This window comes from Thermus caldifontis (assembly GCF_003336745.1).
GTDB lineage: Bacteria > Deinococcota > Deinococci > Deinococcales > Thermaceae > Thermus > Thermus caldifontis.
On sequence record NZ_QGMX01000012.1, the window covers coordinates 49155 to 63787 of the forward strand.

11 protein-coding genes are annotated in these 14633 nt (G+C 61.1%); 10 read left to right on the forward strand and 1 reads right to left on the reverse strand.

Annotation, left to right across the window (positions count from 1 at the left end; all coding sequences use genetic code 11):
• The first annotated feature begins 32 nt into the window (after positions 1-32).
• The 5 genes from DK874_RS11665 to DK874_RS08620 all read left to right on the forward strand — a co-directional run bounded on the left by DK874_RS11665 (position 33) and on the right by DK874_RS08620 (position 5228).
• On the forward strand, positions 33-2192 hold the full coding sequence (locus tag DK874_RS11665; protein ID WP_162798761.1) for a hypothetical protein: 2160 nt from the start codon (positions 33-35) through the stop codon (positions 2190-2192).
• Positions 2183-2677: a ribonuclease H family protein gene (locus DK874_RS08605; protein WP_162798757.1), complete on the forward strand. Its 495-nt coding sequence runs from the start codon at positions 2183-2185 to the stop codon at positions 2675-2677. Before DK874_RS11665 ends, DK874_RS08605 begins: the two co-directional genes overlap by 10 nt.
• On the forward strand, positions 2620-3276 hold the full coding sequence (locus DK874_RS08610; RefSeq protein WP_114313613.1) for a helix-turn-helix domain-containing protein: 657 nt from the start codon (positions 2620-2622) through the stop codon (positions 3274-3276). Before DK874_RS08605 ends, DK874_RS08610 begins: the two co-directional genes overlap by 58 nt.
• A gap of 883 nt (positions 3277-4159) precedes the next feature.
• Entirely contained in the window at positions 4160-4597 is a 438-nt protein-coding gene (locus DK874_RS11670) for a hypothetical protein (protein WP_162798762.1), read from the forward strand.
• Between the two features lie 4 nt (positions 4598-4601).
• Positions 4602-5228, forward strand: a complete 627-nt coding sequence (locus tag DK874_RS08620; RefSeq protein ID WP_114313615.1) for a hypothetical protein — start codon at positions 4602-4604, stop codon at positions 5226-5228.
• A gap of 98 nt (positions 5229-5326) precedes the next feature.
• Here the strand turns inward: DK874_RS08620 and DK874_RS08625 are convergent, their stop codons facing one another.
• Positions 5327-6397 carry an RNA-guided endonuclease InsQ/TnpB family protein gene (locus tag DK874_RS08625; protein ID WP_114313616.1) on the reverse strand — a complete coding sequence of 357 codons (1071 nt, stop codon included), beginning with the start codon at positions 6395-6397 and terminating at the stop codon, positions 5327-5329.
• A 104-nt stretch (positions 6398-6501) separates the two neighbouring features.
• Here DK874_RS08625 and DK874_RS08630 point away from each other — a divergent pair, with 104 nt between their 5' ends.
• From DK874_RS08630 to DK874_RS08650, 5 genes are all read left to right on the forward strand, one after another.
• Positions 6502-6927 (forward strand): hypothetical protein, encoded by a 426-nt coding sequence (locus DK874_RS08630; RefSeq protein ID WP_240307648.1) that lies wholly within the window; start codon positions 6502-6504, stop codon positions 6925-6927.
• 24 nt (positions 6928-6951) lie between these two features.
• The gene (locus DK874_RS08635) at positions 6952-7905 is read left to right on the forward strand and encodes a ParA family protein (RefSeq protein ID WP_114313618.1); all 954 of its coding nucleotides are present in this window, start codon (positions 6952-6954) and stop codon (positions 7903-7905) included.
• Positions 7902-8804 (forward strand): ParB/RepB/Spo0J family partition protein, encoded by a 903-nt coding sequence (locus DK874_RS08640; protein WP_114313619.1) that lies wholly within the window; start codon positions 7902-7904, stop codon positions 8802-8804. Before DK874_RS08635 ends, DK874_RS08640 begins: the two co-directional genes overlap by 4 nt.
• Positions 8805-8828: 24 nt before the next feature.
• Positions 8829-11906, forward strand: coding sequence for a DNA methyltransferase (locus DK874_RS08645; RefSeq protein ID WP_114313620.1), 3078 nt, complete (start codon positions 8829-8831; stop codon positions 11904-11906).
• Positions 11907-11910: 4 nt separating this feature from the next.
• On the forward strand, positions 11911-14633 hold a 2723-nt coding region (locus DK874_RS08650; protein ID WP_114313621.1), incomplete at its 3' end, for a DEAD/DEAH box helicase family protein.

Sequence of the window (14633 nt, forward strand, 5' to 3'; positions counted from 1 at the left end):
GCACGCCACCCGCTGAGCCCCATGCCCCGGGGATGGCCAGGGCTCTCTTGGAAGCGCTGGGCCAGCGGGAGGTCCTGCTGACGGTGGACGACACCCACCACCTCAACCCTGCTGCTGCCGACTACCTGGTGGCCCTGCTAGGTGCGCCGGGGCTGACCCTTTACCTAGCGGGCCGGGACCTGGGCAACATACGGGCCTTGCCCCGCCTGGTCGCCTCAGGCTTGGCCACGGTGCTGGGGCCGGAAGACCTCCTGGCCCTAACGGGATACCTTCCCGTCCATCTAGAAGAAGAGGTGGAGCACCGCCTGGACGCCATGCGCCCCGGCGAATATCAAGCCCTCCTCTCCTTGGCCGGGCTTCCCCTCTGGCGGGAAGAGGACTTGCAAAGGGCAGGCTTGTCCTTCCACCAGTTGGTGGCGGTACACGGCCTGCCCATCGGGCGGCGCAAGGGGGTGTACTGGCCCCAGGAGGTCCTCCGGGAGGCGCTGATACGGCGGGCGGGGGCTGAAGTCCTTATCCGCAACGCCGCCCGCCTGGAGGGGTCCCACCCTGGGCTGGCAGCCAGGCTCTACGTGCGGGCGGGTGCCCCACAGGAGGTGTTGCGCCTGGCCGAGCCCCGCACGGAAGGCTGGATCGCCTACTCCCGCTGGGATGAGGTCCTGGAGTGGCTAGGCCCGGTACCGGAGGAACACCTAGGCCCCTTGGCCGGCCTGGTGGCCCTAGCCCGGCTGGAAAAGGGAAATGTGGAGGGCGCCCTAGCCCTGGCCCACGCCTACCCCACGGATCCCCTGGCCCTTCTCACCCTGGCCCTCCATGCCTACCGAGCAGGCCGGGCCGCGGAAGCCCAAGCCCTGGCGGAGAGGGCGCTGGCTGGGGAAAACCGGGGCGTCGTGGAACTCCTAGCCCGGCGCATCGCCCTGGCGGCCCGTATGGCCCAGGGTGTCCCCGGGGCAAGCCTTTTGGAGGAGGCCAAGGCGCTCCTGCGCAAGGCGGAGGTGTGGCCTAGCCAATACCTGGCGGTTTTAAGCCAGTACCTGGCCCTCTCCCCTCGCCCCACCCCTGCCCTGGCCCAGGAGGGCTTTCGCAAGTGCATGGAGCTGGGCCTGCCCCAGCGGGCGGCTCCCTTCCTCATGTCCTGGGTGGAGGCAGCCCTTGTGGGGCAGGCAGAACCGGAGGAGGTCCTCGAGGGGGCCCGGAAGCTCCAGGAGTACGGCAGGCTAGGGGTTCCCCTGGCCCTGGTCTGCGGGCACCTGGCGGAAGGGTCCCTACTGGCCTACAAGGGGGAGTGGGAGGGTGCGGAGGCCGCCTTTCAGCGAGCCAGGCTCCATGCCTCGGAAGGGGACTTCTGGGATATGTGGTACTCGGCTACCCAGAGCCTAGTGGAGGTCCACCTAGCCCAGGGCAACCTGCGGGAGGTAGGGGCGCTTCTGGATGAGATGGACCTGGTGGTGGAAGCAAGGGACCTGGTGCCTACCCACCGGGTCTACCGTGCCCTGTGGCTTCTGCGCCAAGGGGAGGTCCACCGAGCCCACCGCCTCCTGGAGGAGGCCAAGGACGATCCGGGGGAGGCTGGCGCCATCGCCCGTGCCCTCCTTGGGGTGGCCCTCACCCCCAGAGAGGAAACCCCCTGGTTTTCGCTTTCCAAGCGGCTCCTGGGGCTGCCCACCACCTCGAGGGTGGTGTCGGCAACCGAGCAGGCCCTATACGCCCATGGCCTGAAGCTGCGTCTGAGCTTCAGTGAGCTCACCTACCTACTCGCCCTCATGCTGGCTCCGGGCACCCCAGGAGAGATCGCCGAGCGGGTGTACGGGGATCCCGGCAAGGCCCAGGCGGTCCATACGGCCATGTCCCGCTTGCGCAGCAAGGGAGTGCCGGGCCTGGCCACCCAGGGACGGCGGTACGTCTTGGAGGGGTACCGCCTGGACCTGGCCCTGCGCATAGAGGCCTCCCGCCAGCTCCCCCACCTCCTGGAGGGCCTGGACCTGGGGACCCTCCCCTCAGAGCCCCCGGTCTGGGAGGTGTGGCAGGAGCGCCTCCGGACCATGGCCAAGGCTGTGGTCCTAGAATGGGCCAGGCGCGGAGTACGGATCAGCGGCGCCCACCTCCTCGACCCGGAGGACCCCGAGTACCTGGAGGCCCTGGGGTACCCGGAGGCCCTCCACGCCCTGGCCCAGGGGGAACGATGGGCCTGAGCAGGAGGCTCTATACCGATGCCTCGCACCGGGGGGACCTGGCTGCGGTGGCCGTGGTCCTACAGGAGGGCACCACCTTCCGGCTCCTCCACGTGGGAGCCGTGTGGGCGGGGGACAACAACGAAGCGGAACGGGCGGCCTTCCTCAAGGCCCTTCGCTTAGCCCCGCAGGGGGCTACGGTGTACACCGACTCGGGCCATGTCCAGGCCCTCCTCCGGGGCCGTGTGACCCCTGGCCCCCGGGAGGCCTCCTGGCTGCGGAAGTGCAAGGCCGTGATGCGGGCCAAGGGCCTGGGTTGGGACTTCACCGGGGGCCGCAAGCGGCGGCACGACGGATACGTGCGCAAGGGGCATCGTCTGGCCGATAAGGCTGCCAAGGAACTGGCTAGGTTGTTGCCAGGGGAGAGGGTTGGCAATATGCTCAAGCCATGTCCGGCCGTAGACAAACCGATCAACCCTTGCCGCCCCGTATCCTCGCCATCATAGAGCGGCGAAAGGAACTGGGGCTCACCCAGGAAGAACTGGCTAGACGAGCAGGTTTTTCGGTGAGCCTTATGGCCAAGATTGAGCGGGGGGCTGTGGATCCCCGGTCCCTATCCACGGCCAACCTGGTGGGCTTGGCCAAGGTGCTGGGCCTTCCCCTGTCGGTGCTGCTGGACGAACGGCTGGAAGGCCTGGACGAGGTTAAGCCCCTTCCCATCCCCATCTACACGAGCGCAGATGCCGCCTTTGCTGGCAAGGGCACAGGGCGTATGGGGGTGCTCGGCCATGAGGACCTACCCAAGGGGGCCCTTTGGGAGCGCTTGGTCTTCTTGGAGCTACCTTCTCGGCTCCTGGTTTCCCCCTCCCTCCCCTTTGCTCCCACCAAGCCCAGCCGCCTCCTGGTGGAGATGCGTCCCCTCCTGTCCCCCAAGGGGGTCTATGCGGGGCGCTACCAGGGGCATCCGGCCCTCTTCACCCAAGAGGACGTGGAAAGGGGCAGCTTCCCCCTCTATCCCTTGGCCCGCGACCTCCCTACCCTGTGGGTAGAGGGGGATAAGCCCGAGGTGTTGGGGCTCGTGAGGGCCATGTGGACGTGGCTCTGATGGCAACCTATTGCTAATCCGGGCGGGTTATGCTAGTATCCCCATATGGACTTCTCAGCCGTCGGTGCTGTGCTATAGTGACCCAAACGGGGGGTGAGAGGCAGGGATGATACAGGGGTAAAAAGGTGAAGGCGGGTCTTCGAGGACCCTCCTTCTGGTATCCAGGTTAGCTAACTCAAGGATACCAGAACAGGAGGTGAGTGTCAAGCCCTCGGCGACCCACGGGCCCCAGGGCCGGGGGTAAGCGGCCCAAACACACGCCGTGGGACGAAACGCTTGGACCTTTCTGGACCGAAAAGACGCAGGCACTTGGATTCCACACAGTCTGATGCGGATCCTGCTGACGGGAAAGGTGGGAGGAAGGCCCCTCACCCCCTCCGCCCTCCGGGTTCTCCTCGCCCTCCAGGCCCGGGCCCGGCTGCGGCAGCCGTGGGCGGGGGAAGGGGAGGTGGCCCAGGTGACGGGCCTGGACCGCCGGAGCGTGCGCCGTGCCCTGATGGAACTCTGGGAGCTGGGCCTGGTGGAAGCAAGCTCCATCGGGTACCGGGTGGCCACGGGGGATGGGCAACCCGTGCAGACCCCCATGCATCCGATGCCGCACCCTGTGCATCCGATGCAAGGGGCACCCGGGGACAATCCCGTCCAGGAGGGCACGGAGAAGGGACCCGAAATAAGAGAAGAAAGAAGCCTTGAAAAAAAACTTCCTTATCCACATCCCCAGCCGCACGGGCCAGATCCCTTGGCCGTAGGTGAGGAGGAGGATTTCACAGAAGGGCAGGAAAACCAAACGCCGAGAGCCAGTGGGCCAAAGGAAGCTCCACGGGAAGCATCCCCTTTCGCTGCAGCGAGCCAAAGGGTCCTTGAAGAAACTTCCCCCGGCCATGTGAACAAAGGCACAAAACCCCTGCAGGAGGCCCTCAAGGGGGCGGGGCTTTGGCGGGACTTCTACCGCACCTTCCGGCCCGGCTTCGCCTCCTCCCAGCTCTTCGTCCAGTACCTGGCCCGGCTGGAACGGGAGGCCTTGCCCCTGGGGGAGGCCTTCCTGGAGGCCCTGGCCCAGACCCTGGCGGGGGCGGCTCGCGGGGCCGTGCGCTACCCCTCCGCCTACCTGGACCGGCTTCTGGCGGAGCGGGCTCCCCGGGCCCAAAGGACCACCTCTCCCCCACCCCTCCCCATGGGGGCCGAGGTGGAGCTGAGGGATGGCCGCAGGGGCTTCTACCTGGGCCTCACCGCTGGGGGGAGCAAGGGCATGCTAGAGGTGGACGGGACCGTCTACCTTCTAGACCCTAGCCTCCTCCAGGAGGCCCGTGTGGTAGGGTGAAGGCATGGCCGGCGTTGCCCAGTCCCTAGAGAGCACGCCCCCTGCCCTGGAGGTCCAGGCCTCGCCCGTGGGGGAGGACCCTACCCCCCAGGTGCACCTCCGGTTTGGGGAGCCCAAGGGCCACTTCTACTTCGCCAACCTCTGGGTCTGGGGCACCCTGATGCAGGAAAGGCGCCCGGGCTTCTTCCGCCTGGAAGGGTCCGAGGGGCCCATCCTGAGCTTCCGCTTTCGCCTTCCCCGCTGGGTGCTGGGCCGGACCCTGGGCAGGTTCAGCTGGGGCCGGTTCTGGCCTAGGACTAAGAAGGACGGTACCCTGGACCTCAAGGCCACCCAGCTTTACTCCATCGTGCCCTGGCGGGAGTCCCCCGAGCCCGGAGCCTTCCTCACCGCCCAGGGCCGCCTGGCGGCCGTGGACCGGGAGAGGGCCACCCTTACCCTGGAAATCCGCCCCAACCCCGACGGGCTTCTGAAGAAGCCCTTCACCCTGGTCCTATTGGCTCCCCTTTCCCTTATGGAGGCCCTGCCCCCGGTGGGGAACGGGGTTTACCTGGAGGGAGAGTACCGGCCCAAGAGCCGGCGTCTGGTGGTCAAGGCGGTGGTGCCGAGGCGGCTATGGGATGACCCCGAGTAGGGCCTACCTCCATGGCCTCGCCCATCTCTCCCGTGTCATCTACCTCGGACTGAAGTCCGAGGCTTGCAGGTGGCACGATAGCCATATTTAGCAGCATCTCATGCCCCCGCGTTCGGCTGGATGACGGCAGCCCGGCGGCCAATATTGACCGCCGCGAAGTGGTCTGCAAGCCCAGAGTACCCGCAGACCACACAGCGAAAGAGCGCCTGCGTGGGACGATTGGCCTTATCGGTGTGCCCGCAGGCTGGGCACTGCCGGGAGGTGTTGCGCGGGTCCACAAAGACCAGCGGTACCCCGGCCCGTTCGGCTTTGTACTGGAGCTTCCGGACCAAGTCACGAAACGCCCAGCTATGCAACGTGGCCCTCTGGGGCTTCCGAAGCCGTACCCGTTCGCGGATGCCCCGGAGGTCTTCCAGGGCGAGACCGCGTCCGGTGCGTTGAGCCTTGACCACGAGGCGTTTGCTGATGCGGTGGTTGACGTCGTTAGCGAAACGATGTTCCTTGCCCGAAAGCTTCTTCAGGAGCCGCTTAGCCGATTTTGTGCCTTTCTTTTGCAACTTCCTGCGAAGACGGCGGTAGCGGTGCCGGACCGAGTTCAGGTGCTTCCCCGAGTAGGTTTCCCCGTCCGAATCGGTGGCGATATTCACGATGCCGAGGTCAACCCCAAGAAAGCCTTTTGGGGTAATGGGGGGTGGGTCGTCGTACTCACACCACAGGTGGATGTACCAAGAATCCCGGCCCCTGACCAGTTGCCCGCCCTGAATGCTCCTAGCGCTTCGGAGCAGATGGCGCTGATACCCGGCGATGCGCATGGGCACCTTCACCCGCCCGTCAACAGTCGAGAGGCTGACCACTTCGGTGTCCAGGTTAACCGAGAGGATGCGCTGGTCGTAGTCCACACTGGTAGCCTTGAACCCGCCCACTTTGTGTCCCTTGCGCTTGCCCACGCGGGCAATGGCCCGCACCGCCAGGTTGGCACTGAGGCCAAAGCGCTCCCGAAGCTCACGGTAGACCGCACGCTGGAGGGCGAACGTGTTCCAAACGTTGTCCCTGCGGGCTACCTGAAGGGCGTAGTTACAGGCCTGGGTAAACTGGTTCACTGTGCGGGAGAGCTTTTCGGCTGTACTCGCGTCGGGTATCAGCTTGCACTTGACGGACAGGAGGGACATGCCTTGATAGAGTATATCACGCTTCTAGCCATTGGGCAACGCATCTGCGTTGCCTTCCGCTTCCTCTCCGCATCCAAATGCGGAGCATCCGCGAAAGGGGTTCTGTGAGAAACACCCCGAGCCTGCGCCTCGAGGCGGAGGGCCTCTTCAGCAGGCGGGTCCAGTCCCCAAGCATGGGGGGTCTGGTCCCCGGCGTGTACTGGGTGCGCCTTTGGTTCCGCACGGACCGAGAGGGTTTTGCCAACCAGCTTTGGGTGGTGGAGCGGCGCCTCCTCTACCAGGTGCCGGTGGGGGGCGTGGATAGGCTCCCGCCCCTGGAGTTTTTCCTCTTTGGGGGGTGGCTTGGGGTCCACGAGGGGGTAGGGCGGGTCCTCATCCGCCCCCAGGATTCCCTGGAGGTGTCGCCCTTTGTGGTGCGCTTCCTCCTGAAGAGGCCCCATTTGGCCCCGGAGCCAGGGGGTGTGGTGGTGGTCCGGGGATACCTGGAGCGGGGAAGGTTGGTGGGAGAGGTCCTGCTTGACAGGGCGTAGCGCGTGAAATAAAGTGTGGGCGACATGCGCCAAAAGCTTACTCCCCTTAGCGAATGGGCACGGCGGGAGGACATTCCCCACTCCACGGCCAGGAAGATGGTGGCCGAAGGGCGCATCCGGGCACAGAAGATCGGGGACCGCTGGTATGTGGTGGAGGACATTCCCGAGGACGCCATTAAGGGGGGTATGGTGCTCACCCTTTTCACCCATGCGGGCGGGGCGGGGAAGACCTCCCTGGCTCGGGACCTGGGGTTTGAGCTGGCCTCGAGGGGGAAGAGGGTTCTCTTGGTGGACATGGATCCCCAGGCGAACCTGTCAGCCTGGTTGGGTTTTGAGGACGTGGGGGAGCGGGATACCGTGCTCCCTGTTTTTGAGGGGGCGGATCTGCCCGCTCCCAAGGGGGTATACCCGAACCTGGACCTCATTCCCAGCCATGTGGAGCTGGCCAGGGGGGAGGTATCCCTTTCCCGGGAACCCCACAACACCTTTGCCCTGAGGGCGGCTCTAAATGCGCTCCGGGAGAGGTACGACTACATTCTGGTGGATTCCCTTCCCTCCTTAGGAAGCCTGGCGGCGACGGCGGCCTTGGCCGCGGATGGGTTGGTGGTCCCGGTGGAGCTGAGCCGGAAGGGCGTGCAGGCCCTGGGTACGGTTATCGGGGTTGCTGAGGCCTACGGGAAAGCGTTGATGCGGATGCGCCTTTGGAGTGGGCGCTTCTTCGTCTTTCTTGTGGTGCCTACACATGCGGAGGGAACGGCTCGGGACCGTGAGGTGCTACGCCTGTTACAGGAAAGGCTGGGGGAAAAGGTGCCGGTGGCCCCTGCCCTGAGCCGGCGACCCGCTGTGTACCGCGAGGCTCAAACCCGGGGCATTCCTGTGCAGCTGGTGGGTTCGCCTGAGGTGGTGGCGGAGCTTAGGGGGGTAGCGGATTTGGTGGAGAGCTTGGTCAAGAAACGCTTGGAGGAGGTAGGTGTATGAAGCGTAGCCCCATCGAGCATTTTTTGCCCCCGGAGTTGGTGGAGCGCCTAGAGATAGATCGCCGGCAGGTTGGTTGGGACGCTCTTCCCCTGTCCGCCCTGCGCCCCCGCCCCCAGCCCCGGCGCCGCTTTGAGGAGGCCTCCCTAAAGGCCCTGGCGGAGTCGGTCCGGGCCCACGGGGTCCTGGAGCCCCTCCTGGTGCGCAAGGTGGGGGAGGGGTACGAGATCATCGCCGGGGAGAGGCGCTACCGGGCGGCAGGGCTGGCGGGCCTCACGGAGGTGCCGGTGGTGGTGCTGGAGGTGGACGAGAGGACGGCCCAGGCCCTCGCCCTCATGGAGAACCTGCAGCGGGAGGACCTGAACCCCTACGAGGAAACCCTGGGCATCCTGGACCTCCTGGCCCTGGAGCTGGGGAAGGGTAGGGAAGAGGTGGTGAGCCTCCTACACCGGATGCGGGATGAGACCAGGGGAAAGGTTCCCCGTAACGTTACGGGGAGCCCTGAGGCGCAGAAGGTGGTGGAGATGTTCCGCACCTTGGGCCGCATGGATTGGCAAAGCTTCGTTCGCAACCGCCTTCCCCTTCTGAACCTCCCCGAGGACCTCCAGGAGGCCCTCCTGCGGGGGGCCATCCCCTACACCGCCGCTCTGGAGCTGAAGAAGGTGAAGGACCTCTCTCTCCGCCGGGCCCTCCTGGAGGAGGCGGAGGCGGGGCTATCCCTGCGGGACCTCAGGGCCAAGGTACGGGAGGTGGGGAAGCCCAAGGCTAAGGCGGCCCCTTACCGGGACCTCCTGCGGCGCCTGTCCAGCCTGGACCTGGATACCCTCCCCCCGGAGGTGAGGGAAGAGGTGGAGGGATACCTGCAAGCCCTGGCGCGGAAGCTTGGTCTGGAAGCGAGATGAAGAGCTGGCCTATCTGGAGGTAATATGAACGAGGATAGCCTGAGCAAGTTTCAGAGCTTACTCCGCACCCTCTTTCAGTTTGACAGCGCTGACCTAGACTTCGGCATCTACCGCATCCTCAACCACAAGCGGCAAGAAGTGGAAAGGTTTATTACCGAGCGTTTGCCGGAGATTGTGGACGGGGCGTTTAAGCAGTACACAGCTGAGGAGAAAGCCGCAATAGAGAAGGAGTTGGAGCAAACCAGAGAGGAGATCAAAAAGAACCTGGGCGAAAGAGCGTTTGGGGCGAACGACCAACTCAGCGAGCCCTATAGAGAAACACCGCTAGGCAAAAAATTTCTTTCTCTCAAGGAAAAGCTCAACCGGTATCAGATACCTGAAGAGCTAAAAACGCACATCTACAATGACCTCTACGCCTTTTTCTCCCGGTACTACGAGGACGGGGACTTCATCTCCAAGCGACGCTACGGACGCCAAGGGACCTACGCCATCCCCTACGACGGGGAAGAAGTAGTCCTCCACTGGGCAAACCGGGATCAGTATTACGTGAAAACAGAGGACCGCTTCAAGGCCTATCGCTTTAAGGCGAACGGCTACACGGTCTCCTTTAAGCTACGCAACGTAGCCTTGGAGCAGAAGGGCAATAACGGCAAGAAGCGCTACTTCGTGTTGGCCCAAGATAACCCGGTAACCTGGCATGAGCCGGAGAAGACGCTTTCCGTGGCTTTTGAGTACCGTCCCCTTACGGAGGATGAAGAGAAGGCGCACGGTAGGACCGAGCAGAAGAAGCCGCAAGACAGCCTGAATGGGGAGGCAGAGCGGAGGATCCTGGAGAAGGTAAGGGACGACAACCTAAAGAAAGCGCTGAAGGCCCCGGAGGGCACCAATGGTCGGTCCCTGCTCCTCAAGCACCTGACCCGCTTCACCCGCAAGAACACCTCCGACTTCTTCGTCCATAAGGACCTGAAGGGATTCTTTACCTGGGAGTTGGACTTCTTCATCAAAAACGAGGTTCTTCTCCTGGATGAACTGATTGGCGGCAAGGCGGAGGACCTGCACCGGCATATCCTCCGGGCACGGGCGGTGCGCCAAGTGGCCAAGGATATCATTGACTTCCTGGCCCAAATAGAGAACTTCCAAAAGAAGCTTTGGGAAAAGCGGAAGTTTGTTGTCCGTACCGACTACTGTGTGACCATTGGCCAAGTGCCCGAGGAGCTGTGGGACGAGGTGCTGGCGAATGGAAAACAAAGGGAAGAATGGCGCGAGCTCTACTCGGTAGACGAGGAGGTGGACAAGGATTTCCTCAAAACCCACCCCACTCTGGTGGTGGATACCTGCCACTTTTCCGAGGACTTCAAGTGGCGCCTTCTCTCCCATTTTGAGGACCTCGACGAGTCCATAGACGGCCTACTCGTCAAGAGCGAGAACTGGCAGGCCCTCAACCTGCTTTTGGAGAAGTACCGGGAGAAGGTGAAGTGCATCTACATTGATCCGCCGTATAACACAGGGAACGATGGGTTTTTGTACCGGGATAACTACCAGCATTCTACCTGGCTAACCATGATGGCGGATCGACTACTGTTGGCGAAATACACAATGGCTGAGGATGCGGTTATCTTTGTAAGCATTGACGACCGAGAGTTAGAAAAGCTGCGCTTTTTAATGGCCCATACCTTTTCCGAAGCGAATAAAATTGCGCAAATTACAGTCAAGGTCAAGGACCCCGCTGGGGTAGGGCAACAAAGTATCATTTTTGACATAAGTGAATATGGCTTGCTTTTCGCCCGAAACATTGAGAGCGTGCGCGCGTACGTTGCACGATACCCCATATATGAGTTCACGGAGGTTACGAAGCCCTTACGTGGCTATCGGCATTGGGTGGTCTCCTATGGCAAGAAAAAGCTTGTAAAGGAAATAAAGAGGCCCGGGGTTGGTACAATCAGAATCTACCAGTGGGATGGATACGAAATCAGAAACGCTGAGGAACTAGATTGGAAAGATTTCATAATGAAAGCTGAGCACATTTATGCCGACTATAACCCAAGTGGAGGCATGATTTTAGGCATTTTGAATGAGGTGCCCGAACGCGGACTCTCATCAATGGAGTACGTGCCCGTCAGAGGTAAATCTGCCGGACAACTGACGAGCATTTACTTTCTGAACAGGCGCATCCTAGCCAAAGCGAGCGATGTTCTTACGGTACAGAATGGAAAGGCATACCGCCGTTCTGTCCTGACCAATCAATGGGAGGTTCCAAACGCTGCTTTACACGCAGAAGGAGGTGTCGGACTCACTTCAGGGAAAAAGCCAGAAATCCTTCTTTTCAAGGTTATTTCTGCTTTCTCTCAAGAAAGAAGCGTGGTGCTCGACTTTTTTGTGGGCAGTGGCACATCTGCCGCTGTTGCTCACAAAACAGGACGACGTTGGCTAGCGATTGAAGGAGACAATAACATCTTCCAGATGGCCTTGAAAAGGATGAAGCTAGTTCTTCGTGGAGAGCAGTCAGGGATTTCTAAGCAAGTGAAGTGGCAAGGTGGTGGCTTCTTCAAATACCAGTACCTTGAACAGTACGAAGATACACTCAACAACTTGGAGTTTTTCTGTGAAAGGTTAGGTGACGAATGCCAGTTCAACCTGGAGATGTTCAAAGACCCCTTGGAGTTTTTCTGTGAAAGGTTAGGTGACGAATGCCAGTTCAACCTGGAGATGTTCAAAGACCCCTTTTCCTACAAGCTAAAGGTCCAGGAGGGGGATGAGATCGTGGAACGTCCGGTGGACTTGGTGGAGACCTTCAACTACCTACTAGGGATTCAGGTGAGGAGGATGCTGGCGTTTGAGCACAACGGACGCCCCTACCGGGCTGTCCTGGGGGAAAAGGACGGCAAAAAGGTGGCTATCGTGTGGCGCTCCGTGGTGGAGCTAGAGGACAACGAGGAAGAGCTCATAAAGGACAGGGACTTCATTGAAGAGAAGGTTCTACCTGCCCTGCTGGGGGATGGTAAGCCTGACCGCCTCCTGGTGAACGGCCCCAGCTTCGTGGAGAACGCCGAAGCCATAGAGCCGGAGTTCCATCGCCTGATGTTCGCTCCTGTGGGGGTGTAACCTTATGGCCAAGGCCACGATCAACCAAAGCAAGGCCTCTGTCCCGAGGGTTTCCCGTCAGTTTCCTTTGCTCCAGGACCACCTGGTCCTCAACCGCTACTTCTGCCAGCTTTTCGGGTACCAAGACTTTCGTGCCCTAAGGGAAGCTTTGCGGGATCAGAAAGAGGGCTGGGTCGAGGATGAGCATAGCTACTTCTTCAGGGTACTGGAAGGACACAAAGGGCTGATGATCCCTCCAGACCAGCTCGCCACCTATGACCTGCGCATCAAAGGGTACGTGGAACGGCTTAACCTCTTCCGGACCCTGCCCATTCAGCTCAAATACTTCCAGTATCTGGCTGTCCTATTCACCGAAGTGTACTTGGACCGGTTGTTTACCAACCCCGCGAGCCTTCTTGATGAACTCAATCGCTTCGTCGAACAGGAAAAGATGGGGAACCCCTCGGCTGCGTCCTTTTACCGGCCTTTCACCGAGCACGACCTGCGCAAGCTCGCCTTCTGGATGGCCACGGGTAGCGGCAAAACCTTGATCCTGCACATCAACCTGTGGCAGTACCTGCACTATAGCCAGGGGAAGGAGCGGCTTAACAATATCCTGCTGATCACCCCCAACGAAGGGTTGTCCCAGCAGCACTTGAAGGAGTTGCGAAAGAGTGGCATCCGTGCGGGGCGCCATGGGGAGGCGGAAGCGCGCAACCTCTACTCCGGCGGCGAGGAGCCGTCCGTTACCGTCATTGAAATCACCAAGCTGGTGGAGAAAAAGCGGGGTGGCGGTGTGACGGTGGAGGTGGATGCCTTCGGGGACAACAACCTGCTTTTCGTGGATGAAGGGCACCGGGGCGCCAGTGGCGAGGTTTGGCGGAATCTCCGCCAACGCCTTGCGGAGCGAGGCTTCACCTTTGAGTACAGCGCCACCTTTGGGCAGATGGTCAACGGGGCCAACAGAAATAAAAGGCCCGAACTCTTGGAGGAATACTCCAAGGCCGTCCTGTTTGACTACTCCTACCGGCATTTCTACGAGGACGGCTATGGCAAGGATTACTGGATCCTCAATCTGAAGGTGAAGGACGGCCCCAATACCGATAACAATCCACGGGAAGAGAAGGACACCCACACCCAGTGGATGCTCTTGGGTAACCTCGTCTCCTTTTACCAGCAGTTATCCGTGTACCAGGAGTACCGGGAAGTCCTCCGCCCCTATAACCTGGAAAAGCCCCTGTGGGTTTTTGTGGGGCACACGGTCATTGGTAGCCAAACCCAGGACGATGAAAAAACCTTATCTGATGTGCAGCAGATCGTGCTTTTCTTCAAGGACTTTCTGGGCCATCCCGAGCGGTGGACGGCGCGGATAAAGGATCTCCTCCATGGGAACACAGGTCTCAAGAACCCCAACAACGAGGATATTTTTAAGGACTTATTCTCCTATTTGCAGGGCAAGTATTTGCTGGGCAAGGACTCAAGCTCTAAGGAGATCTATAAAGAGATCTACGTGGACATTGTGCGGCAGGTCTTCGCTGCCGAACCAGGTGAGAGTCTGCGGGTGGTGGAGCTGAAGGGAGCGGCGGGGGAGATTGGGCTAAGGGCCGGGGATGGCCCTTACTTCGGAGTCATCAACATCGGCGATGTGGCCGGCTTGATGAAGCTGCTGGAGGCCGAGCACCTCAAGCGTGAAGAAGAGAACTTTGCCGGCTCCTTGTTCAATCGTATCAACGATCGGGATTCCCCGGTCAATGTGCTCATAGGCTCCCGCAAGTTCATGGAAGGCTGGGATAGTTTTCGAGTTTCCAGCATGGGGCTGATGAACATCGGCAGGGGCGAGGGGTCCCAGATCATCCAACTGTTTGGGCGTGGGGTAAGGCTCCGGGGCGAGGGACTCTCCCTCAAACGCAGCCGTGCCCTCGGGGTAGCGGAGGCTGTGCCATACTTGCCCGTGCTGGAAACTTTGTACGTTTTTGGCGTTCGCGCCAACTACATGGCCCAATTCCGGGACTATCTGGAGCAGGAGGGTATCCAGGTGAACTTTGAGGAGCTCCACCTCCCCATCCAGGTGCAGGACAGCTTCCTGAACAGCGGGCTCCGAGTGTTGCGGCTACCTGAAGGGGAGCGGTTTGAAAAGGAGACAGGTATCGTACTGAAAGTAGAGTCCGAGTTAAAGGTAACCCTTGACCTACGGCCGCGTGTGCAGTTGGCAAGGCCCGGTGAAAACCTGGCTGGGAACGAGGAAAAGCTGGTTGGGGAGGACAAAGCGGCCCTACTGCCTCAGTGGGCGCCCCTATTGGATTGGCGACGGATTTACTTTGACCTGTTGGCCTTCAAGCGGCTGAAGGGTTTCCACAACCTAGCCTTTAGCGAAGCCACCCTGCGGGAGATAGTGCAAAAGGGCACGTACACCATCCTTTGCTTAGATGACCAGCTGAAACCCCTGAACAGGGAAGTAGCCCTGGAAGACATCCGCCGGGCCGAGGATATCGCCATCGCCATTTTGCGTAAGTATGTGGCCGCCTACCATAGCCAGGAGCGTCGGAAGTGGGAACAGCAAAAGGTCATCCTAGAGGATCTCAAGAGAAGCGACCCCAACCTGGCATTCGAACGCTACACGCTTCGGGTGGAGAGGTCTGACCAGAAGTTCTTGCAGTCTGTACGTAACCTCATTCAGTGTGCTAACGAGATCTACACGAAGGATGTAAAAGATTTCCCCAATATCCACTTTGACCGCCACCTATACCT